This window comes from Bacillus sp. FSL L8-0358 (genome assembly GCF_038593095.1).
In the GTDB taxonomy this organism is placed as follows: Bacteria; Bacillota; Bacilli; order Bacillales; family Bacillaceae; genus Bacillus; species Bacillus subtilis.
The window spans coordinates 2,887,170-2,910,730 of record NZ_CP151962.1 but is presented as its reverse complement, the minus strand read 5'-3'; the positions used below and the strand labels follow the sequence as shown (position 1 = coordinate 2,910,730).

Genomic DNA, 23,561 nt, shown 5'->3' with positions numbered 1-23,561 from the left:
AAAGTGATAAGACGAATGTTTGCATTCTCTTATTAGTAGGGTGGTACCGCGATAATCAATCGTCCCTTCGTGTAAACGAAGGGGCGTTTTTTATTTTAATTAAAAAAGGAGCTTTATCTTATGACTAACTTACTTGAAGACTTATCCTTCCGCGGATTGATTCAGCAAATGACAGATGAAGAAGGGTTAAATAAACAGCTGAATGAAGAAAAAATCCGCTTGTACTCAGGCTTTGACCCGACAGCAGACAGCTTGCATATCGGACACCTGCTGCCTATTTTAACACTTCGCCGTTTTCAGCTTGCAGGGCATCATCCGATTGCGCTTGTGGGGGGCGCGACGGGCCTCATCGGTGATCCAAGCGGAAAAAAAGCAGAGCGTACATTAAACACTGCTGACATCGTATCCGAATGGTCCCAAAAAATCAAAAACCAGCTGTCCAGATTTCTAGATTTTGAAGCAGCAGAAAACCCAGCTGTCATCGCGAACAACTTTGACTGGATCGGCAAAATGAATGTGATCGATTTCCTTCGTGACGTTGGTAAAAATTTCGGCATCAATTACATGCTGGCAAAAGATACGGTCAGCTCAAGAATTGAATCCGGCATCTCGTACACGGAATTCAGCTACATGATTCTTCAATCTTATGATTTCTTAAATCTTTACAGAGATAAAAACTGTAAACTGCAAATCGGCGGAAGCGATCAGTGGGGCAACATCACAGCGGGTCTTGAACTGATCAGAAAATCAGAAGAAGAAGGAGCAAAAGCGTTCGGCCTAACGATTCCGCTTGTCACAAAAGCAGACGGCACGAAGTTCGGAAAAACGGAAGGCGGCGCGATCTGGCTTGATAAAGAAAAAACATCGCCATATGAATTCTATCAATTCTGGATCAACACAGACGACCGTGACGTTGTCAAATACTTGAAATACTTTACGTTCCTTTCAAAAGAGGAAATTGAAGCGTACGCTGAAAAAACAGAAACGGCGCCAGAAAAACGTGAAGCACAAAAACGCCTGGCAGAAGAAGTGACATCACTAGTTCACGGACGCGAGGCGCTGGAGCAAGCCATCAACATCTCCCAAGCGCTGTTCAGCGGCAATATTAAAGAGCTTTCTGCTCAAGACGTAAAAGTAGGCTTTAAAGATGTTCCTTCTATGGAAGCTGACAGCACCCAAGAGCTTTCACTTGTAGATGTGTTGGTGCAATCTACATTATCTCCTTCTAAACGCCAAGCGCGTGAAGACATTCAAAACGGAGCTGTTTACATTAACGGTGAACGCCAGACGGAAATAAATTATACCCTATCAGCTGAAGACCGTATCGAAAATCAATTTACTGTTCTGCGCCGCGGGAAGAAAAAATACTTCCTTGTGACGTATAAATAAGAAAAAGATCCTTTGTCACTGAAGGCAAAGGATCTTTTTGTTTACCGCATAGGAATGAAAGGAAAGAGTATATTAGATAGGGCAAACACGACCAATCACCACCTTTTAAATGAAAGGAGCGTCAAAGCGTGAATCTCATGTGTACGATTGCAAAAGAACGGCTGCAGCGGGATTATTGGGAGCAGCAGGCGCAGGATAGTGTTGGCCAGCAAGAGGCAAAAGACAAAATAGACGATAAAAAAACCCCGACCGCATAGCGGCAGGGGTTTTTAAAACGATTAACGAGAGTAGAACTCAACGATAAGCGCTTCGTTAATTTCCGGAGCAAGTTCAGAACGCTCAGGAAGACGAGTGAAAGTACCTTCAAGCTTTTCAGCGTCGAAAGTAAGGTATTCAGGAACGAAGTTGTTCACTTCAACAGATTCTTTGATGATAGAAAGGTTTCTTGATTTTTCGCGAACACCGATTGTTTGACCAGGTTTCACTAGGTAAGACGGGATATCAACGCGGCTTCCGTCTACAAGAATGTGACCGTGGTTAACCAATTGGCGAGCTTGACGGCGAGTACGTGCTAAACCTAGCTTGTACACAACGTTATCAAGACGAGAATCTAAAAGAATCATGAAGTTTTCACCGTGTTTACCAGCTAGTTTGCCAGCTTTGTCAAACAAAGTGCGGAATTGACGTTCGTTTACACCGTACATGTGACGAAGCTTTTGCTTTTCTTGCAATTGCAAACCGTATTCTGATAATTTTTTACGTTGTCCTGGACCGTGTGGACCTGGAGCGTAAGGGCGTTTTTCTAATTCTTTTCCTGTACCGCTAAGAGAGATTCCTAGACGGCGGGACAGTTTCCAAGATGGACCTGTATAGCGAGCCATAATGTGACTCCTCCTTTGGTTTTATTTTTGTGGAAAATAAAAACCGTCTGCTCTATTCGACCATGCACATTTTGTTTTCATGTATCCTCGCTCCAGCAGCAGAGAGTTACACGATACACCTTATTGATAAGGAACAAAATGAAAACATAGAAGCTGAACAAAAAGGCTGCAATATTTCACACAAAGGTCATTATATAATTTATTTGTTTTGAAGTCAACCATTCCTCCATTATTGCTTCACCGTTTATGATATAATAAACAAAAATTAGTGGTAAACTTTTAGGTGATAAAAACATGGTAGAACAAACTAAAGATCAATTATCCGCCTTTCATTATCATATGCTCGATTTTTTATTAACCAAATCTGAAAAAGTCACATTCACCGACTCTTTCATATGGCTGACTTCGGCTATTCAAACCTATTTTTCAACCCTTTGTGTTTCGCTTACACCGTCACCATCAGACTTTGTGACAAAACTGGCAGATGGTGAAGCGCGTTTTTCCGCTTCAAAAATAAACGCTTCATGTTATCTGATTGAGGACGGCTCCGGCAGGCGTTTTCATCTTGCGTGCAGGCAGGATGAAGAGATTCCTGAAGGGCTTCCGGACGTGGTTGCTTCATTTTTAAACCAGTCGATGAAACAGGAAAGACTCTATAACAAAACGATCTACCAAAAAAAGATATACAAAATGACAGAGCTGTTCCATTCACTGCTTGATCAGACAGATGTGCTGAAGCAGCTTTTAGAGAGCTTGACCAGCACATTTTCTCTTTTTGAGTTTTCTTTATTTATATCGCACGATCAAGACCAATGTTTAGGGATTCCTGCAAAAGAGCTGTATATGGAAGGGGAAAAATCCGATTCCTTTGCGCTCAAAGTGTATTTGTCCGGAGACCTTTTGCGGAAAAATGAATCTGCCGCCTATATTCCGATCAAAGGACAGCAGGGCACATACGGGGTGTTGAAGGCTGAAGGAACGGGTGACAGCTTTCTTACTGATGCCTGCCTTGATGATATGTCGCTGTTAGCAAACGCCGCGGGAAAAGCGTTTGAAAATGCCCAGCTCTACGAACAATCCAAAGCAAGCATCGCAAATTTGGAATTGATTAATGAAACATCACGACGCCTGAATCAGCGGCTGACATTGACTGATACAATGAATGATCTGGCTGTGAGAATGGCAGAATCGTTTCAGGCAGAAGAAGTGGGATTTTTTCATATAGACCATTTTGAAAACCTAACATTGCTCCCAGGCAGCACAGCATTTTTTAAAGAAGCGAAGCAGTCAGATTTTTATAATGAGCTGAAAGAAAAGCTGTATGAAGGTGAAAAAGGGGTTTTCATCGGGAATGGCCAGTCTGTTTTTGGGAAGGCGGGGTACGGCTCGCTGATGGCTGCTCCGATGATTCAAAACGACCGGCTTTTAGGCTTTGCGGTTTTATTGAAACAGGAGCTGTACGCTTTTACATTTGAAATGTACAAGCTGTTTCAGGCGCTGATTCATCACGCGACACTGGCTGTAACCAATTCAATGCTTCGCGACCGCCTTGAGCATCTCGTGAAAACAGATCAGCTGACTGAACTGTATTCACGAGCGTATTTAGATGAAAAAATTCAATACAGCATGAAAATCCACCAAAAGGGTGTTTTTATTCTTGTTGATATTGATAATTTTAAGAATGTAAATGATACGTACGGCCATCAGACTGGGGACGAGATTTTAATTCAAGTCGCTTCAGTGATTAAAAGCAACATCCGAAAGCATGATGTCGGTGCCCGCTGGGGAGGCGAGGAGCTGGCGATTTATTTGCCAAATGTGCCGGTTGCAGTGGGGAAACGGATTACCGAGCGACTGGTTTATGCGGTCAGAAAAAATACGAAACCCGAGGTAACCATTTCCTGCGGTATATCCTGCTGGACGACAGAAACAAAAAAGTCGCTGAAAGAGCTTGTGCATGAGGCAGATGAAGCGCTCTACAGCGCGAAACGGAGCGGGAAAAACCGTTTGATGATTCATGACTCAATAAAATAAAAAAAGCCCAAAACGATATCAGTTTTGGGCTTTTATATTACTGAGCTAACGCTTTTTCTAGCGTTTCGGCAAATTGAGTTAAGTATTTTTCATCAATTTCGTCGAAACGGTTTTTCACTGGGCTGTCGATGTCCAAGACGCCGACAATTTTTCCGTCTACACGAATCGGAAGCACAATTTCTGATTGAGACGCTGCATCGCAGGCGATATGTCCCGGAAACGCATTTACATCCTCAACACGTTCCACTTTTCCGTTTGCGTACGCTGTGCCGCAAACCCCTCTGCCGAAAGGAATCCGAACACATGCCGGCAGGCCTTGGAACGGACCTAACACAAGCTGTCCATCCTCTTCTTTGGCAAAATAGAAACCCGCCCAGTTGACTTCAGGCAGCGAATGATACAGCAGCGCTGAGGCATTTGCATAGTTAGCTATTTGGTCTGTTTCGTCTTCGGTCATGGCTTCGAGCTGTTTTAGCAGAAGCTGATAGTCTTTTTCTTTATCTCCAGATTGTTTTTCGACATGGAACATGGAAAACCCTCACTTTTTCTATAATATAAAACAAAGTTCCGGCTTTTCTGCCGGCATTTGTCGATAAGTTCTTACAGGAACAGCGGCTTTCTGCTTGAATAGTATCAAGAGGAAGGAGTGAGCCGTATGAAAGTAAGCACCAAAGACAAAATTATTGAATCTGCTGTCATGCTTTTTAACCAAAAAGGATTTTCTGGCACGTCTGTCCGTGAAATCGCAAAGTCAGCTGATGTAAATGTTGCGCACATCTCCTACTATTTTAAAGGCAAAGGAGGCTTGATGGAACACTTAGTTTCAGAGTTTTACGAAGGCTACAGCAAAACGCTTGAAACAGCGGCAAGCAATATCTCTTCTCAAAGCACGCAGGAACATCTTCTTCAATTGGTTTTCGATATTTTATCCTATCAGCATAATCATCGTCAATTAACTCGTTTTGTCTACCGGGAAGTTACAATTGACTCCACATTAATCAGGGAAATTATGTCGACATATCTAATGAAGGAAAAGTATATCTTTCAGCTGATCATTGAGGAAGGAGAAAAACAGCGTGAATATTTAACGCTGCCGCTGCCTCATTTTATTCTCCAATTAAAATCTCTCTTGATGATGCCCTATCTCCAGCCTCAATATATTTCAGAAGTACTCTACATGCAGCCGCACGAGCCGTATTTTTATAAAATGTATTTTGAAGAAATCAAGATTTGGATCAGAAGCGTCTTCCGGACAGGAGACGTGGCGCTCACCAATTAGCACCGTTCCAAAAACGCCTCATACGCATATCCGACATCTCCCGCTTGATGGGCATCTGACCCAAACACAAGCGGGATCTTCTTTTGCTTCGCTTTATTCAGCATCCAATCCTCGATATAAATACCGCCAGCGTAAGTTTTTCTTAAGCCGGAAGTATTGAAGTCGAGCTCCATTCCGTTTTCTTCAATGGCATTCAGGCACAGGGAAACGAGGCCGCGAATATGCTCAGACATGCTGTATGGAAACAGCTTGATGAATTTTTGGACGAGTGTGATGTGACCGACTCTTTTTGGCTTATAAACGCCGAGAGATGCTACAATGGAAGAATAGATACTCCGGTAATATTGTTCGTATACAGCTTCAATGCTTCCGCAGGCTGAAATTAGCTCTTTGAAGGTATGCTCGTCATAATCAAGGCATAGATAGGAGGAGTCTGTGCGCAAAAAATGAACGGATAAGATGCTGTCATCTAAATATGGCCCGTATGTGTCCAGGAATAATGTAATTTCGTCTTCAAATTCAGCGATATAATCGACTTCAAGCCCTGTCCGTATGCTAAGCTGTCCGCGATATTCTTTTTTTAATCCGGAAATTTCATTGATATAGCGTTCCAAAGAAGCTTGCGCCATCGCGCTGTCTTTCAGCGGCGTGGGATCGGTAAAAGAGGGCGGCAATGGGGCGTGTTCGGTAAAAGTAATCGATTCGAACCCTTTTTTTAAGGCTTCTTCTGCATATTGTCTGAGTGTGTCATTGGAGCCGTGAGGGCAAAATGGTGTGTGAATATGTCCGTCTCGCTTTTGCATTGATGTCACCCCATGAAAAAATAGTCAAATCCTGCCGATTTTGCACAAAAAGTTTTTGATTTCTGGTCAAAAAATGTTTGTTACATGGTATCATAATAACAATGAAAACGACAGTTTTTCTCAATACATATCCTGAAATCTTTCTGAATAAATAAAACACCCTGACAGATTAAGGTAAACAGCAAGGGGGCTCATTATGGAGTTTGTCATTGGATTATTAATTGTACTGCTTGCGCTGTTTGCGGCAGGCTACTTTTTCAGGAAAAAAATCTACGCCGAAATCGACCGGCTGGAATCGTGGAAGATTGAAATTCTGAATCGGTCGATCGTGGAAGAAATGTCTAAAATAAAACATTTAAAAATGACGGGTCAGACAGAAGAGTTCTTTGAGAAGTGGCGTGAAGAATGGGATGAGATTGTCACAGCCCACATGCCGAAAGTTGAAGAGCTCCTTTATGATGCCGAGGAAAATGCAGACAAATACCGGTTTAAAAAGGCCAATCAAGTGCTCGTTCATATCGACGACCTGCTGACAGCGGCTGAATCAAGCATTGAAAAGATTCTTCGGGAAATCAGCGATCTTGTCACAAGTGAGGAAAAGAGCCGTGAAGAGATTGAACAGGTGAGGGAGCGCTATTCGAAATCTCGAAAAAACCTGCTGGCTTACAGCCACCTTTACGGGGAGCTTTATGACAGCCTTGAAAAGGATCTGGACGAAATTTGGAGCGGCATCAAACAATTTGAAGAAGAAACAGAAGGCGGAAACTATATTACTGCAAGAAAAGTACTGCTTGAGCAGGACCGCAATCTTGAACGGCTTCAGTCATACATCGATGACGTGCCGAAGCTGTTAGCTGATTGTAAGCAAACGGTGCCTGGCCAGATTGCTAAGCTCAAGGACGGCTATGCCGAGATGAAAGAAAAAGGGTACAAGCTTGAGCATATCCAGCTTGATAAGGAATTAGAAAATCTGTCAAACCAGCTGAAACGAGCGGAACATGTCCTGATGACTGAGCTGGATATTGATGAAGCGTCCGCAATCCTGCAGCTCATTGACGAAAATATTCAATCTGTTTATCAGCAGCTGGAGGGCGAAGTTGAAGCTGGTCAATCCGTACTAAGCAAAATGCCTGAATTGATTATTGCTTACGACAAGCTTAAAGAAGAGAAAGAGCATACGAAGGCGGAAACTGAGCTGGTGAAGGAAAGCTACAGGCTGACAGCCGGTGAGCTCGGCAAACAGCAGGCTTTTGAAAAGCGCCTTGATGAAATTGGGAAGTTGCTATCATCCGTTAAAGATAAGCTTGATGCAGAGCATGTCGCCTACTCACTTTTAGTAGAAGAAGTTGCTTCAATAGAGAAGCAAATTGAAGAAGTGAAAAAAGAGCATGACGAGTATCGTGAAAATCTGCAAGCGCTGAGAAAAGAAGAGCTTCAGGCGAGGGAGACGCTCAGCAATTTGAAAAAAGCAATTTCTGAGACAGCAAGACTGCTGAAGAATAGCAACATTCCAGGCATTCCGAGCCATATTCAAGAGATGCTGGAGAACGCGCATCATCATATTCAAGAAACGGTCAATCAACTAAACGAACTTCCATTAAATATGGAAGAAGCCGGAGCCCATTTGAAGCAAGCAGAAGATATCGTCAACAGGGCAAGCCGGGAATCAGAGGAACTTGTCGAGCAGGTCATCCTAATTGAAAAAATCATTCAGTTCGGAAACCGGTTCAGAAGCCAGAATCATATTTTATCTGAACAGCTGAAAGAAGCGGAAAGACGTTTTTATGCTTTTGATTATGACGACTCTTATGAAATTGCAGCTGCCGCTGTAGAAAAGGCTGCGCCAGGTGCAGTAGAAAAAATCAAAGCTGATATATCCGCTTAGATAATCACGACCATGAAAAAGAGCCCGCAGTGTAATGAGCAGGCTCTTTTTTTTCATTACAGAACGCCTGCGCAATAACGCAGGCGTTCTGTGACATTAACTTATTTCATTAAGCTGTTTGGATGGTCCGATGAATAAGGTAAGCACATAGCCGATAACCGCTCCGACGATTCCTGGAAGCACCCAGCCGATGCCGAGGCTGTAAAGAGGAAGATTCGCATTTAGAAACGCATCTAAAGATCCAAGTGAAAAACCGGCTGCTTTAATGCCGTCTAAAATACTGAAAAGTCCTGTACCGATCAAGCATGCGATGTACACTTCGCGTCTTTCTTTAAAGATCTTATCAATGAAGGAAAGAACGATAATGACAATGGCAAGCGGATAGATAGCTGATAAAATAGGAACAGAAAACGCGATAATTTGCGCGAGTCCGAAATTCGCAATGATCAAGCTGAATAACGTGACAATCGTAACGACAATTTTATATGATAATGCCGGAATAAGTTTTGAAAAATATTGGCCGCAAGATGTGACAAGGCCGATGCTTGTTGTTAAACATGCGACTGTAATCGCTGCTCCGAGTACGATGTTGCCTAATGAACCGAATAAATAATGGGAAGACGCAGATAAAATTTTAGCTCCTTCACCAACAGGACCAATGGCATTTGTGCTTGTTGCACCTAAATAAGCAAGGGATACATAAATGAAAGTCAGGCCTAAAGCGGCAATCACACCTGCTTTAATGCAGGCTGCAGCAAGAGCTTTAGACTGTGTAACGCCTTTGCTTTTTACAGCATTTACAACGACAACGCCAAATACAATTGAAGCAAGTGCGTCCATTGTTTTATAGCCTTCTAAAAATCCTTTAAAAACCGGTGTTCCTTTATATGCTTCTGTCACGGCGCCCAATCCGCCCATCGGCGTGAAGATGGCTTTGAGAACAATGATTAAAATAATTGTGAATTTGATGGGAGTCAGAATTTTTCCGACTCGATCGACAACCTTGGATGGGTTTAACGCTAAATAGTACGTAACACCGAAAAAGATAAGTGTAAATATTAATAAAGAAAGTCTTTCTGGTACGCCAGTCAAAAACGGAACAGCGCCAATTTCATATGAAACAGTTCCTGTTCTCGGGATGGCGAATAATGGTCCGATTGATAAATAAAGCACGACAGTAAAGATTGTGCCGAAAACAGGGTGCGCTTTGTCAGCAAGGCCTTTAGCGTCCTTACCGGTTAATGCGATGGCGATAATGCCGAGAAGCGGCAGGCCTACCCCTGTCAGTAAAAATCCGCCGATGGCCTTCCAGACGTTGTGTCCGGCTGCTTGTCCAAGTTCCGGCGGATAAATCATATTTCCTGCTCCAAAGAATAACGCAAATAGCATGAAACCAATAATAATGGTATCTTTGACAGGCAGTGAGTGTTTCATGAAAAAAATCCTCCTAATAATTATGTTAAAATATTCTGTCAATTAATTGTCAGATAATATGACGAAACGAACAAATCTTATTATATGGTAAAAAAATTAGAAGTCAATACTAGTTTTTCGTAATTTTCTATTAAATTTTGTTATGGTAACATAAATATCATACCTTGTACCGCTTTCATAAAGGAGTAAAAAAGATGATATATTTAGATAATAGTTCTACGACGAAGCCTTACGATGAAGTCTTGAACGTATATGAACAGACAAGCAGCCGATACTTTGGCAATCCTTCATCTTTGCACCGATATGGAGCCGAAACGGAACAGCTGCTTCAAGCAGCCAAAAATCAAATCAAAAGGTCCTTAGGCCTAAAAAAATATGATATTGTATTTACGTCAGGCGCCACAGAAGCCAATAATGCGGCTTTAAAAGGAGCGGCTTTGTCAAAGATAAAAACAGGCAAACATATCATTGCCACTTCTATTGAACATCCATCTGTTGCGGAATCGTTAGAACAGCTGAAAGAGTTGTTCGGGTTTGATATCACTTATCTTTCTGTGAATGAAGACGGATTTGTTTCTATTGAAGAACTAAAAGCAGCCATCCGTCCCGATACCGTGCTTGTCAGCATGATGCATGTGAACAATGAAGTCGGTTCCGTGCAGCCGATTGAAGCGGCAGGAGAAGTGCTGAAAGAGCACTCGAACATTTTGTTTCACGTCGATTATGTGCAGGGCATCTATAAAGTGCCCTTGGCAATTGAAAAGGCCGGCATTGATCTATGTTCAATTTCCGGGCATAAATTTCACGGGCTGAAGGGGACAGGCGCACTTATTGTAAAAGAAGGAACACGCCTTATTCCGCTCATAACGGGAGGCTCTCAGCAAAAAGGCATACGGGCCGGAACAGAACATACTGCTGGAGCGGTTTCGCTTGCCAAGGCCATTAATCTTGCCTCTGCTGATTTTGACACACGGCTTGACACGATGACTGCCGCAAAGGAATTGTTTATGAAAAGGCTGAGTGAAATTGAGGGCGTCGTTATCAACACGCCTCAAATGAATAGCGCGCCGCACATTATTAATTTCTCTGTACCGGGGATTAAAGCGGAAGTGCTTTTACACATGCTTGAGGAACAGGATATTTTCGTCTCCACAACATCGGCTTGCTCGGCAAAAGAACATAAGCCCAGTAAAGTTCTCTTAGAGATGGGCAAAGGAGAGCAGATTGCCGGAAGCAGCATCAGAATCAGTTTAAATTACAGCCAGACAAGCGATGTGGCAGATCCGTTTATGAACGCGCTTCGACCTGGCATCAAAAAATTAAGGAAAATGATGAGGTAGAAACATGAATTACGATCATATATTAATTCGTTTTGGGGAAATTTCGACCAAAGGCAAAAACAGAAAAAGCTTTATTGAGCGCTTAAAACAAAACATCAGACTCGTTTTGAAAGACTATCCGAATTTAAAATACTTTTCCAACAGGGATCGTATGACGATTACATTAAATGGAGAGGATCCTGAGGCTCTTTTTCCTCATTTAAAGCAAGTGTTTGGGATTCAAAGCTTCAGCCTGGCAATTAAATGTGACAGCCGCCTTGATGATATTAAGGCAACCGCACTAAAGGCCATCAAAGATCAATATAAACCAGGTGATACGTTTAAAGTCGCGACAAAGAGAGCGTATAAGCAATTTGAATTAGATACAAACCAGATGAACGCTGAAATCGGCGGCCATATTTTGCGAAATACAGAAGGATTGACGGTCGATGTTCGCAACCCAGACATCCCGCTCAGAATCGAAATCAGGGAAGAAGCAACATTTTTGACAATTCGTGATGAAAAAGGTGCAGGCGGGCTGCCAGTTGGTTCAGCAGGAAAAGCGATGCTGATGCTTTCTGGCGGTTTTGACAGCCCTGTGGCCGGTTTTTATGCGATGAAACGGGGATTGTCGGTAGAAGCTGTTCATTTCTTCAGCCCGCCATACACGAGTGAGCGCGCAAAGCAAAAGGTAATGGATCTGGCGAAATGTCTGTCCCGTTTTGGGGGAAGCATGACACTTCATATTGTTCCATTTACAAAAACGCAAGAGCTCATCCAAAAACAAATTCCTGAAAATTACACAATGACGGCAACCCGCCGCCTCATGCTTCAGATCGCCGACAGAATCAGAGAAAAGAGAAACGGGCTTGCCATTATTACGGGAGAAAGCCTCGGTCAGGTAGCGAGCCAAACGCTTGAAAGCATGTATGCAATTAATGCGGTGACGTCAACACCGATTTTGCGTCCGTTAATCGCCATGGACAAAACAGAAATCATCGAAAAATCACGGGAAATTGGCACATATGAGACAAGCATTCAGCCGTTTGAAGACTGCTGCACGATCTTTACACCGCCAAGCCCGAAAACACGCCCTAAAAAAGAGAAAATTGAACACTTTGAAAGCTTTGTTGATTTCGAGCCGTATATTCAAGAAGCGGTAGATAACATTGAGACAATGACCCTGTATAGCGAACAAGAAGCTAACGATAAATTCGCTGAACTCTTTTAAATCAATTTTCAGCTCCTGTATACAATTACCAAAGTTTTTCTGAATGAAGCCATGTGTTTTGACACATTCTATACTCACAAGGAGGTGAGACACATGGCTAACAATAACTCAGGTAACAGCAACAACCTTTTAGTACCAGGAGCTGCTCAAGCGATCGACCAAATGAAATTAGAAATCGCTTCTGAATTCGGTGTAAACCTTGGAGCAGACACAACTTCTCGCGCTAACGGTTCTGTTGGAGGAGAGATCACAAAACGTCTTGTATCTTTTGCTCAACAAAACATGGGCGGAGGACAATTCTAATTTACAATTTCACATAATGGCTTAGGAGTGGGGGGATCCCCACTCCTTTTCATTTTTTACATATAAAAAAGGACCAGCGGCCTATAAAATCTATGTTTACAGAGGTTGCTTTTAGGCATATCCTTACGGAAAGAGCCTGTATTTATGTATAATGGGTGGAGAAAGTGAGGAGTTGTTCGTGTTAAAACGTGAAGATTTAATTGCCCCTATGCAATATAATTTAGTGAATGAAATGGAAAAGTTCAGTGCCGCTGGACAAAAAACCGCTCTTCTGTGGGAGGACGAGTCGGGCAAGCAAGAATCTTGGTCGTATGAAAAGCTGATGGAAGAAACAAATAAAATCGGAGCGGCCTTAGCTGATCTTGGATTTAAAAAGGGAGACAAGCTGATTGTAATGGTTCCGCGGGTGCTTGAAGCCTATGCTGTTTATTTGGCTATCCTGAAATCAGGAATGGTTGTCATTCCGTGCTCCGAAATGCTTCGCGCGAAAGATCTTGAATACCGGATTGAACATGCAGAGGTAAAAGGCGCCATCGTCTACTCAGAATTTATTGGCGCTTTCCGGGATGTCAGTACGGCTGACAAACTGATTACACTGTCTATTGGTGAAAATGATGCCGGCTGGAAAAACCTCTTATCAATTGAAGCGGACGGAAGCCAATTTAAAACAGCTGACACAACAAGAGATGATATGGCTTTCTTATCTTATACATCCGGGACAACAGGTCAGCCGAAAGGTGTTGTACATACACATGGATGGGCATTTGCTCATTTAAAAACTTCTGCCGGCGCTTGGCTTGATATTTCTGAAAAGGATATCGTCTGGGCAACTGCTGCCCCTGGCTGGCAAAAGTGGGTATGGAGTCCATTTTTAGCGGTGCTTGGCAGCGGAGCAACCGGTTTTGTGTACCACGGCAGATTCAAAGCAGAAAAATATCTAGAGCTTTTAAATCGCTACAAAATCAATGTTTTCTGCTGCACGCCGACAGAATACCGCTTAATGGCGAAGGTCGAGGGCTTGGATCGCTTTGATCTTTCTGCCCTGCACAGCGCTGTTTCCGCAGGTGAGCCGCTCAACCGTGAAGTCATTGATGTTTTCCAAAAGCACTTTGGCATTAAGGTACGGGACGGATATGGCCAAACAGAAAGCACGCTTTTGGTTGGTGTTTTGAAGGATACGCCTATTAAACCGGGAAGCATGGGAAAACCAACACCGGGAAATCAGGTGGAGATCATAAATGAAGACGGTGAAATCTGCATACCTGGTGAGGTTGGCGATATCGCTGTTCACCTCAGTACGCCTGCGCTCTTTAAAGAGTATTTTAAAGATCCGGAAAGAATGAAAACACAAATTCGCGGCGATTATTTCCTAACGGGAGACAGAGCAAGAAAAGATGAGGAAGGTTACTTCTGGTTTGAAAGCCGAAATGACGATATTATTATCAGCTCCGGCTATACGATCGGGCCTTTCGAGGTGGAAGACGCGCTTGTTAAGCACCCAGAAGTAAAAGAATGTGCTGTTGTCGCGAGCCCTGATGAAATCAGAGGCTCCATCGTAAAGGCATATGTTGTCCTGCAAAATCATGAAAAACACAGTGATGAGCTTGTCAAAATGCTGCAAAACCATGTGAAGACGATTACCGCTCCATACAAATATCCTAGAGAAATTGAATTTGTGGAAAGCCTGCCGAAAACGGCTTCTGCAAAAATCAGACGAGTGGAATTAAGAAGACGTGAAGAACAGCTCAAAGCCAATAAAAAGGCGTAAAGAAAGAGAGTGAACGTGAATGAAGGCGATATGGCACGGCGGTTTCATTTATACGATGCTCAAAGAAGGTGATCGGACTGAGGCAGTATATGTTGAGGATGGTGTCATAAAAGGCACCGGCAGCTATGAACGTTTGAAGGAAAAGTACGGGTCGCCGGAAACAGAAGAAATCAGCCTGAACGGAGCAGTGATGTTCCCCGGTTTTGTTGACAGCCATCTACATTTGATCGGCCACGGTGAGAAACAGCTTCAGCTCGATCTGTCCGCACTGACGTCGAAAGATGCAATTTTACAGGCTGCGAAGGAAAGAGAGCGGCAGCTTCCTAAAAATGATTGGCTCATTGGAGAGGGCTGGAATGAAAATCAGTTTGAGACACCTGACTACTTGACTAAGCATGATCTTGATCGCCTGTTTCCTGACAGGCCCGTCTTGCTCAAGCGTATATGCCGGCATGCAATAGCTGTCAATTCTGCGGCTCTTCAAGCAGCGGGAATTTCAAGAAATACCCCTGACCCTGACGGCGGAGTCATTGTAAAAGATGCAAATGGAGAGCCGACCGGACTCCTGTTTGATAAGGCGCAGGATTTGATTCTGAAGGCTGTCCCGCCAGTCTCCCAGCACTATGTTGATGAGGCATTAACGGCTGCAATAAAGGATTGCTGGACAAAAGGCCTGACGGGCGGCCATTCGGAAGACTTGTCCTATTATGGTGATGTTTCGGTGCCGTTGAAAGCTTATGAGAAAGCTGCCGCTGGCGGAAAGTATCCGTTCCGCTGCCATTTGCTCGTTCATCATGAAGCGGTCGATCGATGGGAGCAGCTGGAGAAACCGTCCGGTCCGTATGTGGAGTTTGGTGCGATGAAAATCTTTGCGGACGGGGCGCTTGGCGGGAGAACGGCTTTATTGAAGGAACCATATCAGGATGATCCATCAACAAATGGTGTTCAGGTTCATGATGACGAAACCCTTGGCCGGCTCATTCGCAAAGCGAGAGAAAAAGGGATGGAGGTTGCTGTTCATGCAATCGGCGATCTTGCTTTTGAAAAAGTGCTGAACGCAATTGAAAAGCATCCGCCCAAAAACGGCCGGCATGATCGGCTTATTCATGCCCAAGTGCTTGATAACGAATTAATCGAGAGAGCAGCACGCATGCCGATCGCACTTGACCTTCAGCCGCACTTCGTTGCAAGCGACTTTCCGTGGGTCATTGACCGTCTCGGAAAAGACCGGATGAAGACTGCATTTGCCTGGAAAACTCTTATATCTAAAGGCATTTTATGCGCTGGTGGTTCAGATGCCCCGATTGAGCCTGTTGACCCGCTTCTAGGGATACAGTCCGCGGTTCTCAGGAAAAGCAGTCATGAGCAAAACGGGCCAAGCTATAATGAAAGTGAATGTTTACCTGTATATGAAGCGATAAAGCTTTATACAGAAGGTAGCGCCGGTATCATTTATAAAGAGAAGTCACGCGGAAAAATTGCGGAAGGCTATGACGCGGATTTTACAGTTCTCAGTGGTGATCCGTTTGCCATTGACCCCGCACAGCTTCATCTTTTAGATATTAAAAAAACCGTGATTAACGGCCGGATTGTATATGAGAAATCATAAAAGGACAGGCAGCTGCCTGTCCTTTTAGTTTCTATAAAAAAGTACGCTTCACTTTTTCCCAAAATGAATTGTCCTTTAGTTTGACTGTTTTGATTTGCTTATTAGACAGTTTGATTTCGATCGTTTTCACATTTCTCGTGCTGAGTGCTTCATTGTCTAAGCCAATGATTGGGTGCTCATTGCCGTCCTGTACCACACGAAGGGTCAGCTTTCGGTCAGAGCTGAGGACAAATGGCGAGCCGAGTGTCCGGTAGGTGTTATTGTTAAGAGAAGCAAGCTCAGATACCTGCATGCATGGGAGCAGCGGATCAACAACCGCTCCTGCAACAGACTTGTTATAGGCGGTGCTGCCTGTAGGCGTTGAGATGATCATTCCGTCACCTCTAAACGTTTCAAAGTGCAGATCGTCAATCAGCACGTCCATCACAAAGGTTTTAATGATGCTTGAACGGATGGAAACCTCGTTTAGGCAATGAAAAGGACTGGCGTTATCCACTGTCACTTCAATCAGCGGATATTTTCTGACTTCAATTTGTTCAAACGTCATTGCATCGACCATTTTTTCTCGCTCATCACTATGAAAGTCGCAATATAAATGAGCTTTCCCCTTTTTGGTAATGCCGACGTACAAGCAGTCGTCACGAAAATTTGTCTTTCTGACTGCCTGCAAAAATGTGCCGTCCCCGCCAATGCTAGCGATAATATTGGCGTCTGAGTGCTGGTTTACAACGGTAAATCCATGCTCTTCAGCCAATTGTGTTAACGAGCGGGCTTGTTCGTTTGTTTCCTGATCCTGTTTGTGAAAAAAATAAACATTACGGCGTTGATCGGTCATATCCCATTTCCCCTTTGCTGTCATATTTAAGTTTTTCTGCCATCCAGTATTTGTGATAAAATACCTTTGGCCATAAGTGTACCACGTTTGCCGGCAGCCCGTTAAGCCGGAGCTTTCTCATGAAGTTAAACATTTTTCATATTGAATCGTATAATGAGAGAGTTTAGGAAAAAGGAGGAGAAAAAATGAATGCAAAAAGATGGATTGCATTAGTGATTGCTCTGGGGATTTTCGGCGTGTCTATTATCGTCAGCATCTCTATGAGTTTCTTTGAAAGCGTCAAAGGCGCTCAAACGGATCTCACATCACTGACGGATGAATCGCAGGAAAAGACGCTGGAAAACGGCAGTCTCTCAAGTAAAATTGCCGTATTAGAGGTCAGCGGCACCATTCAGGATAATGGGGACTCAAGCAGTCTGCTTGGTGCAGACGGATATAACCACAGAACGTTCTTAAAAAACCTTGAGCGCGCAAAAGATGACAAGACGGTCAAAGGTATCGTTCTGAAGGTGAATTCTCCGGGTGGCGGAGTGTATGAAAGTGCTGAAATACATAAGAAACTGGAAGAAATCAAGAAAGAAACTAAAAAACCGATTTACGTGTCAATGGGTTCGATGGCAGCATCAGGAGGCTATTACATCTCAACAGCGGCTGATAAGATTTTTGCGACACCGGAAACCCTGACCGGGTCACTCGGCGTCATTATGGAAAGCGTCAATTATTCAAAGCTTGCCGATAAGCTTGGCATTTCTTTTGAAACGATTAAGAGCGGGGCCCATAAGGACATTATGTCTCCTTCCCGTGAGATGACGAAAGAAGAAAAAAACATCATGCAATCGATGGTTGATAATTCGTATGAAGGCTTTGTTGATGTCATTTCACAAGGGCGCAGCATGCCGAAAGCAGAGGTAAAGAAAATTGCGGACGGCCGCGTGTATGACGGACGGCAGGCAAAAAAACTGAACCTCGTTGATGAGCTTGGTTTTTATGACGATACCATTACGGCGATGAAAAAGGATCACAAGGATTTGAAAAACGCCTCTGTCATTTCTTATGAGGAAAGCTTCGGATTAGGCTCACTGTTTTCCATGGGCGCGAACAAAATGTTTAAAAGTGAAATTGATTTTTTGAATATGAGAGAAATTCTATCGCAATCCGGTTCGCCGAGAATGATGTATCTCTATGCGAAGTAGGAGGGAACAATAATGGACGCGACATATGAAGAGTTAGAGCGCAATGACATCAAAGGCCCGCAAGAAGCGGAGCAGCTGACACATGCCTATGCTGGCTTTTGGGTTCGTTTCTGGGCTTTCCTGCTTGATTGGCTCGTGATATGGGGATTAAACCATTTGCTCGTTTCTCCCCTCTTTACCGTATTGGATCTGCCGAAAACATCCGGCATGTTTACCTTCTCGGCTTACAGTGTGACAACGCTTATTGTGTATCTTGCCTACTTCGCACTAATGACTAAATACTTCAGGCAGACGCTTGGTAAAATGGTGTTCGGCCTCAAAGTGGTTTCTGTGAAGCAAGATAGCAAGCTGACATGGAGTACAGTGATTTTTCGTGAAGTGGTTGGACGGTATATTGATAAGATTTGGATTTTATATATCGTTGTTGCTTTTTCACCTACAAAACAGGGGATCCATGATTACATCGCGGATACCACCGTGGTGCATGAAAAATTATACCGCAAATAACCGATAACCCGGACCTCTGTCCGGGTTTATTTTTTTAGGAATTGGCGATAATGCTCCTAGAGGAAGTGAAGAATATGGTGTATGTACTGACAGCCATTCTTATTCTCATAGGGATCGTACTGCTTCTCAGAATGAAAATCCATGTCGCGCTGGAGTATCTTCATGCCGCTGATAATGACAAATTGACTTTGAAGATTACGGCGCTGTTTGGCCTTATAAGGATCAAAAAAACAATCCCGGCGATTAAGGTGAACAAAGAAGACGGAACAGTGGATATCAAACAAAAAACTGAATCTAAAATGAAAAAAAGCAGCGGAAAGAAAAAAATTACACAAAACGATGTGCAGCAAAGCATTAATAAAATCGAAATGCTTTTGCATCAGGTCACCAGACTACGGAAAATCAGCGCGTCTTTTCTCGCGCATTTACATATCACAAAACTAGAATGGGTTACAGTAATCGGAATTCAGGACGCGGCAGTGACAGGTGTGTTAACAGGTGCTGTTTGGGGTGTGAAGGGCGGTATCGCAGCAATGCTCTACGACCACCTGGACTTTGTGAATAAACCTGTCTATGAGGTAATCCCGTCGTTTCAAGTCCCTGTTTCCAAGACCCATTTTCAGTGTATATTCTTTTTTCGCTTTGGACATGCTATGCTTGCAGCTTTCAAATTCGTCAAATACGGACGGGAGCTATCCGTATTAAAGAAGAATCCGTCGGCTAGAATGACTTCAAAGAATGATTCATCAGTTTAAGGAGGAAGCGTATATGGCAGACCATCCCATCCAAGGTTTAATGAAAACCGCAATGGAAAACTTGAAGGAAATGATTGATGTTAACACCATCATCGGAGATCCAGTAGAAACGCCTGATGGAAGTGTGATTTTAACTGTTTCTAAAGTTGGATTCGGATTCGCCGCAGGCGGAAGCGAGTTTGGCGGAAAGCCGGCCGAAAAGAAATCGGAAGACGATGAGACAAGAGAACAGAAACTTCCTTTCGGAGGCGGAAGCGGGGGCGGTGTGTCCATTACGCCGATCGCGTTTTTAATTGTCGGATCGACAGGCATCAGAATGCTTCATTTAGATGAAAATACCCATTTAATAGAGAAAATTTTAGACGCAGCCCCTCAAACACTCGAACGCATCCAGCAAATGTTCAAGAAAAATAACAAGAACCAAGGCCAGGGCCAAAATCAAAACCAAATGAACAATATGAATTATTAAAAAAAGGTTAACTGCGCTGGCCGCAGTTAACTTTTTTTTTTGGCATAAACTTTGCAGTTTGCAGGAAACTTTACTATGATAGAGACATACATACAAAAGGGAGGAATTATAATGGCTGAAATTACATTCAAAGGCGGTCCGGTTACACTTGTCGGACAAGAAGTGAAGGTAGGAGATCAAGCTCCTGATTTCACAGTGCTGACTAACAGCCTTGAAGAAAAATCGTTAGCTGACATGAAAGGAAAGGTAACGATTATTTCTGTTATCCCTTCAATTGATACAGGTGTTTGTGATGCACAAACACGCCGTTTTAACGAAGAAGCTGCAAAGCTTGGAGATGTCAACGTCTACACAATCAGTGCAGACCTTCCATTTGCGCAAGCGCGCTGGTGCGGCGCTAACGGAATTGACAAAGTGGAAACACTGTCTGACCACAGAGATATGTCATTTGGCGAAGCGTTCGGTGTGTATATTAAAGAACTTCGTCTGCTTGCGCGTTCCGTATTTGTCCTTGATGAGAACGGAAAAGTCGTTTACGCTGAATATGTAAGCGAAGCAACAAACCACCCGAACTATGAAAAGCCAATTGAGGCTGCTAAGGCATTAGTGAAGTAAGCAGGGAAAAAAGCTCCAGGCTGCCGCCGGAGCTTTTTTTATGGCAAGGAGGAACACAATATGGAAAAAGACCATGTAGGTGCGGTGTATGAGCTGTTAAACGAAGCCGCGATTATGATAAAGAATGAATTGCAGATTTCATATATAGAGGCGCTGGCCGAAGCAGGAGAAATGTATTTTCTTGAAAAAACGGATCAGCTGAAACTGCCTGCTGATCAGAAAACCAAACAACTTAAGGCTCTGCTAGAAAAAGCGGAATTCGGCACGTATGAGCATGAGTGGGTACGCAAGGCTTTTCAGCTTGCCGTCCTTAAAGGAATGAAAGATATCTCCCATCCAAACAGACAAATGACGCCGGATACGATTGGGCTTTTCATCAGCTATTTGGTGAATAAGTTTATGGCGGACAAAAAGGAACTGGCCATTCTTGATCCAGCCTTGGGAACTGGGAACCTTCTGTTTACCGTGCTGAACCAGCTGTCTGAAAAAACGGCAAACAGCTTTGGCATTGAAATTGATGATGTGCTCTTGAAGATCGCCTATGCCCAAGCGAACCTTCTGAAAAAAGAGCTTGAGCTTTTTCACCAGGACAGCCTTGAGCCGTTGTTTATCGATCCAGTTGACACGGTCATTTGTGATCTGCCAGTCGGCTATTATCCGAATGACGAAGGAGCAGAAGCGTTTGAGCTCAAAGCTGACGAAGGCCATTCCTTCGCTCATCATCTGTTTATTGAACAGAGCGTCAAGCATACCAAACCAGGCGGCTACTTATTTTTTATGATTCCGAATCATTTGTTTGAGAGCTCCCAAAGCGGCAAGCTGAAACAGTTTTTCAAAGATAAGGTTCATATCAACGCACTGTTGCAGCTGCCAAAATCTATTTTTAAAGACGAAGCGCATGCCAAAAGCATCCTTGTGCTTCAGAAACAAGGAGAGAATACGAAATCGCCGGGGCAAATTCTGCTTGCGAATCTTCCGTCTTTCTCCAATCAAAAGGCGATGCTTGATATGATGGCTCAATTTGATGAATGGTTTAAAAAAGAAAAGTAAGTGTTTTAAAAGCAGCTTAGGCAGCCCTATGAGGTCGATGCCTAAGCTGCTTTTATTTGACCGGACTTGACGAATTGAATCCAGCTTTGAAACACAAAATACAGAGGGAAAAACCGCAAATTGTAAGCGTTCATCAATACGAAACCTATAGGGAATGTGTCTGAAAATAACGACTTCTTATTGTAAGCGTTATCAATACGCAAGTTGACTTGAAAAGCCGACATGACAATGTTTAAATGGAAAAGTCAGATATTTTTCGGAGAAGATGTTGATATTCACCGGGAAAAAAGTACGAAAAACGAAGTTGTTGATACAGAGTATAAAGGAGCGTCAATCATGTCCAAAATTATTGCAATTAACGCAGGAAGCTCGTCTTTGAAATTTCAGCTTTTCGAAATGCCTTCAGAAACCGTTTTAACGAAGGGTTTAGTTGAACGAATCGGTATCGCCGACAGCGTATTCACAATTTCTGTGAACGGCGAAAAAAATACAGAAGTAACTGATATTCCGGATCATGCGGTAGCTGTTAAAATGCTGCTGAATAAGTTGACGGAATTCGGCATTATTAAAGACTTGAATGAAATTGACGGAATTGGCCATCGTGTCGTTCACGGCGGAGAAAAATTCAGCGATTCTGTTTTATTAACGGATGAAACCATTAAGGAAATCGAAGATATTTCTGAATTGGCACCGCTTCACAATCCGGCAAATATCGTTGGAATTAAAGCGTTCAAAGAAGTGCTTCCAAATGTTCCTGCGGTAGCTGTATTTGATACGGCATTCCACCAAACAATGCCTGAGCAGTCTTACCTGTACAGCTTGCCGTATGAATACTATGAAAAATTCGGCATCCGTAAATACGGCTTCCACGGCACTTCACATAAATATGTAACTGAGCGTGCGGCAGAGCTTCTCGGCCGTCCGTTAAAAGACTTGCGCCTGATTTCCTGCCACCTTGGAAACGGAGCAAGTATTGCCGCTGTTGAAGGCGGAAAATCAATTGACACATCCATGGGCTTTACGCCGCTGGCCGGTGTAGCAATGGGTACACGCTCTGGAAACATCGACCCTGCCCTGATACCATACATCATGGAGAAAACAGGCCAAACGGCTGACGAAGTATTGAATACATTAAACAAAAAAAGCGGACTGCTCGGCATTTCCGGTTTCTCAAGCGATCTTCGTGACATCGTTGAAGCAACGAAAGAAGGAAATGAGCGCGCGGAAACGGCTCTTGAAGTATTCGCAAGCAGAATCCACAAATACATCGGTTCTTACGCTGCAAGAATGAGCGGTGTCGATGCGATCATCTTTACTGCCGGTATCGGTGAAAACAGTGTGGAAGTCAGAGAACGCGTTCTTCGCGGTTTAGAATTCATGGGCGTATACTGGGATCCTGCGCTTAATAACGTGCGCGGCGAGGAAGCTTTCATCAGCTATCCGCATTCTCCGGTAAAAGTCATGATCATTCCGACTGATGAAGAAGTCATGATTGCGCGCGACGTTGTTCGTTTAGCAAAATAAATCGCATGAAAGCACATTCTCTTGAATGTGCTTTTTTGTTGATGCATGATAGTGACAGACAGAAAACATAAAAGAGGTGGGCCAATGAGCGTTCAAGAGCATAAACAAGAAGCTCCCGATATCGTTCGGTGCAAAGTGATTACTGTCAGTGACACGAGGACAGAGGAAACCGATAAAAGCGGCAAGCTGATGATCTCATTTATAGAAGAAGCCGGTCATCATATTGCTGCATATGAAATTGTAAAAGACGAAAAGGATGCTTTGCAGCGGTCAGTGCTTGCGGGCTGCATGGATGAACAGACAGACGCGGTACTCTTAAACGGAGGGACAGGCATAGCAGATCGGGATGTCACAATTGAAGCCATTACGCCGCTGTTTTCGAAAGAACTGCCCGGCTTTGGAGAAATATTCAGGATGCTGAGTTATACAGAGGATATCGGCTCTGCTGCAATCATGTCGAGAGCAGCTGCCGGCGTCATTCAGCATACCGCTGTTTTCTCAACGCCAGGCTCAAGCGGCGCGGTAAAGCTGGCAATGAATAAGCTGATTATTCCCGAACTTGCGCATGTGGTCAGAGAAATCAGAAAAGACAAGTAAATGAATAAATACTACGAAACTTCACCTGAAATTTAGGTGAAGTTTTTTTTATAAAAGGCTTGAAAAAACGAAACGTACTTG

Annotated in this window: 23 protein-coding genes, 1 pseudogene and 1 other annotated feature (1 of these 25 only partly in view); of the genes and pseudogenes, 19 read left to right on the top strand and 5 right to left on the bottom strand. The window is 43.5% G+C overall.

The genetic code is table 11. From position 1 onward, the window contains the following. Positions 1–70, top strand: a binding site (T-box leader); it begins 167 nt to the left of the window's first position. 50 nt (positions 71–120) lie between these two features. Continuing rightward, a complete protein-coding gene (gene tyrS / locus NYE49_RS15010) occupies positions 121–1,389 on the top strand; it encodes a tyrosine--tRNA ligase (RefSeq protein ID WP_047183032.1) in 1,269 nt (422 codons plus the stop codon). Positions 1,390–1,517: 128 nt separating this feature from the next. Continuing rightward, positions 1,518–1,646, top strand: a complete 129-nt coding sequence (locus NYE49_RS15005; protein WP_015483566.1) for a hypothetical protein — start codon at positions 1,518–1,520, stop codon at positions 1,644–1,646. Positions 1,647–1,667: 21 nt separating this feature from the next. Here NYE49_RS15005 and rpsD read toward each other — a convergent pair whose 3' ends face one another. Then, entirely contained in the window at positions 1,668–2,270 is a 603-nt protein-coding gene (gene rpsD, locus NYE49_RS15000) for a 30S ribosomal protein S4 (RefSeq protein ID WP_003229304.1), read from the bottom strand. 294 nt (positions 2,271–2,564) lie between these two features. Here rpsD and NYE49_RS14995 point away from each other — a divergent pair, with 294 nt between their 5' ends. Continuing rightward, positions 2,565–4,304: a diguanylate cyclase gene (locus NYE49_RS14995; protein ID WP_047183031.1), complete on the top strand. Its 1,740-nt coding sequence runs from the start codon at positions 2,565–2,567 to the stop codon at positions 4,302–4,304. 37 nt (positions 4,305–4,341) lie between these two features. Here the strand turns inward: NYE49_RS14995 and NYE49_RS14990 are convergent, their stop codons facing one another. Further along, a complete protein-coding gene (locus tag NYE49_RS14990; protein ID WP_014477664.1) occupies positions 4,342–4,833 on the bottom strand; it encodes a GAF domain-containing protein in 492 nt (163 codons plus the stop codon). Between the two features lie 126 nt (positions 4,834–4,959). Between NYE49_RS14990 and refZ the strand changes: the two genes are divergently transcribed. Further along, on the top strand, positions 4,960–5,583 hold the full coding sequence (refZ, locus tag NYE49_RS14985) for a transcriptional regulator RefZ (RefSeq protein ID WP_015384381.1): 624 nt from the start codon (positions 4,960–4,962) through the stop codon (positions 5,581–5,583). Here the strand turns inward: refZ and hisJ are convergent. Continuing rightward, complete coding sequence (hisJ, locus tag NYE49_RS14980; protein ID WP_015384380.1) at positions 5,580–6,386, bottom strand: histidinol-phosphatase HisJ; 807 nt, start codon at positions 6,384–6,386, stop codon at positions 5,580–5,582. The two genes, refZ and hisJ, sit on opposite strands and share 4 nt — an antisense overlap. A 196-nt stretch (positions 6,387–6,582) precedes the next feature. Between hisJ and ezrA the strand changes: the two genes are divergently transcribed. Further along, entirely contained in the window at positions 6,583–8,271 is a 1,689-nt protein-coding gene (ezrA, locus tag NYE49_RS14975) for a septation ring formation regulator EzrA (protein WP_047183030.1), read from the top strand. Between the two features lie 96 nt (positions 8,272–8,367). Here ezrA and brnQ read toward each other — a convergent pair whose 3' ends face one another. Beyond that, on the bottom strand, positions 8,368–9,705 hold the full coding sequence (gene brnQ / locus NYE49_RS14970; protein WP_017695726.1) for a branched-chain amino acid transport system II carrier protein: 1,338 nt from the start codon (positions 9,703–9,705) through the stop codon (positions 8,368–8,370). Between the two features lie 194 nt (positions 9,706–9,899). Between brnQ and NYE49_RS14965 the strand changes: the two genes are divergently transcribed. The 5 genes from NYE49_RS14965 to NYE49_RS14945 all read left to right on the top strand — a co-directional run bounded on the left by NYE49_RS14965 (position 9,900) and on the right by NYE49_RS14945 (position 15,935). Beyond that, complete coding sequence (locus NYE49_RS14965) at positions 9,900–11,045, top strand: cysteine desulfurase family protein (protein WP_174616778.1); 1,146 nt, start codon at positions 9,900–9,902, stop codon at positions 11,043–11,045. A gap of 4 nt (positions 11,046–11,049) precedes the next feature. Beyond that, on the top strand, positions 11,050–12,255 hold the full coding sequence (gene thiI / locus NYE49_RS14960; protein WP_003229326.1) for a tRNA uracil 4-sulfurtransferase ThiI: 1,206 nt from the start codon (positions 11,050–11,052) through the stop codon (positions 12,253–12,255). A 93-nt stretch (positions 12,256–12,348) separates the two neighbouring features. Further along, positions 12,349–12,558 (top strand): alpha type acid-soluble spore protein SspA, encoded by a 210-nt coding sequence (gene sspA, locus NYE49_RS14955; protein WP_003223491.1) that lies wholly within the window; start codon positions 12,349–12,351, stop codon positions 12,556–12,558. 178 nt (positions 12,559–12,736) lie between these two features. Continuing rightward, the gene (locus NYE49_RS14950) at positions 12,737–14,326 is read left to right on the top strand and encodes an acyl--CoA ligase (RefSeq protein WP_047183028.1); all 1,590 of its coding nucleotides are present in this window, start codon (positions 12,737–12,739) and stop codon (positions 14,324–14,326) included. Between the two features lie 19 nt (positions 14,327–14,345). Then, positions 14,346–15,935, top strand: a complete 1,590-nt coding sequence (locus NYE49_RS14945) for an amidohydrolase (RefSeq protein ID WP_047183027.1) — start codon at positions 14,346–14,348, stop codon at positions 15,933–15,935. Positions 15,936–15,966: 31 nt separating this feature from the next. Here the strand turns inward: NYE49_RS14945 and NYE49_RS14940 are convergent, their stop codons facing one another. Then, entirely contained in the window at positions 15,967–16,770 is an 804-nt protein-coding gene (locus tag NYE49_RS14940; protein ID WP_015384374.1) for an NAD kinase, read from the bottom strand. Positions 16,771–16,955: 185 nt separating this feature from the next. Between NYE49_RS14940 and sppA the strand changes: the two genes are divergently transcribed. The 9 genes and pseudogenes from sppA (at position 16,956) to NYE49_RS14895 (ending at position 23,480) form a co-directional block, all read left to right on the top strand. Continuing rightward, positions 16,956–17,963: a signal peptide peptidase SppA gene (sppA, locus tag NYE49_RS14935; RefSeq protein ID WP_047183026.1), complete on the top strand. Its 1,008-nt coding sequence runs from the start codon at positions 16,956–16,958 to the stop codon at positions 17,961–17,963. Between the two features lie 12 nt (positions 17,964–17,975). Further along, entirely contained in the window at positions 17,976–18,470 is a 495-nt protein-coding gene (locus NYE49_RS14930; protein WP_014477652.1) for an RDD family protein, read from the top strand. 74 nt (positions 18,471–18,544) lie between these two features. Further along, the gene (locus NYE49_RS14925) at positions 18,545–19,225 is read left to right on the top strand and encodes a DUF2953 domain-containing protein (protein WP_015483561.1); all 681 of its coding nucleotides are present in this window, start codon (positions 18,545–18,547) and stop codon (positions 19,223–19,225) included. 13 nt (positions 19,226–19,238) lie between these two features. Then, the gene (ytfJ, locus tag NYE49_RS14920) at positions 19,239–19,694 is read left to right on the top strand and encodes a GerW family sporulation protein (protein ID WP_003223504.1); all 456 of its coding nucleotides are present in this window, start codon (positions 19,239–19,241) and stop codon (positions 19,692–19,694) included. 111 nt (positions 19,695–19,805) lie between these two features. After that, a complete protein-coding gene (gene tpx, locus NYE49_RS14915) occupies positions 19,806–20,309 on the top strand; it encodes a thiol peroxidase (RefSeq protein WP_003223506.1) in 504 nt (167 codons plus the stop codon). Positions 20,310–20,369: 60 nt separating this feature from the next. Further along, positions 20,370–21,359: a class I SAM-dependent methyltransferase gene (locus tag NYE49_RS14910; protein WP_047183024.1), complete on the top strand. Its 990-nt coding sequence runs from the start codon at positions 20,370–20,372 to the stop codon at positions 21,357–21,359. Further along, positions 21,331–21,523: pseudogene (locus NYE49_RS14905) on the top strand (hypothetical protein). Before NYE49_RS14910 ends, NYE49_RS14905 begins: the two are co-directional and overlap by 29 nt. 172 nt (positions 21,524–21,695) lie before the next feature. Next, entirely contained in the window at positions 21,696–22,883 is a 1,188-nt protein-coding gene (locus NYE49_RS14900; protein WP_003223511.1) for an acetate kinase, read from the top strand. An 84-nt stretch (positions 22,884–22,967) separates the two neighbouring features. Continuing rightward, a complete protein-coding gene (locus NYE49_RS14895) occupies positions 22,968–23,480 on the top strand; it encodes a molybdenum cofactor biosynthesis protein B (RefSeq protein ID WP_047183023.1) in 513 nt (170 codons plus the stop codon). Positions 23,481–23,561: the final 81 nt, after the last annotated feature.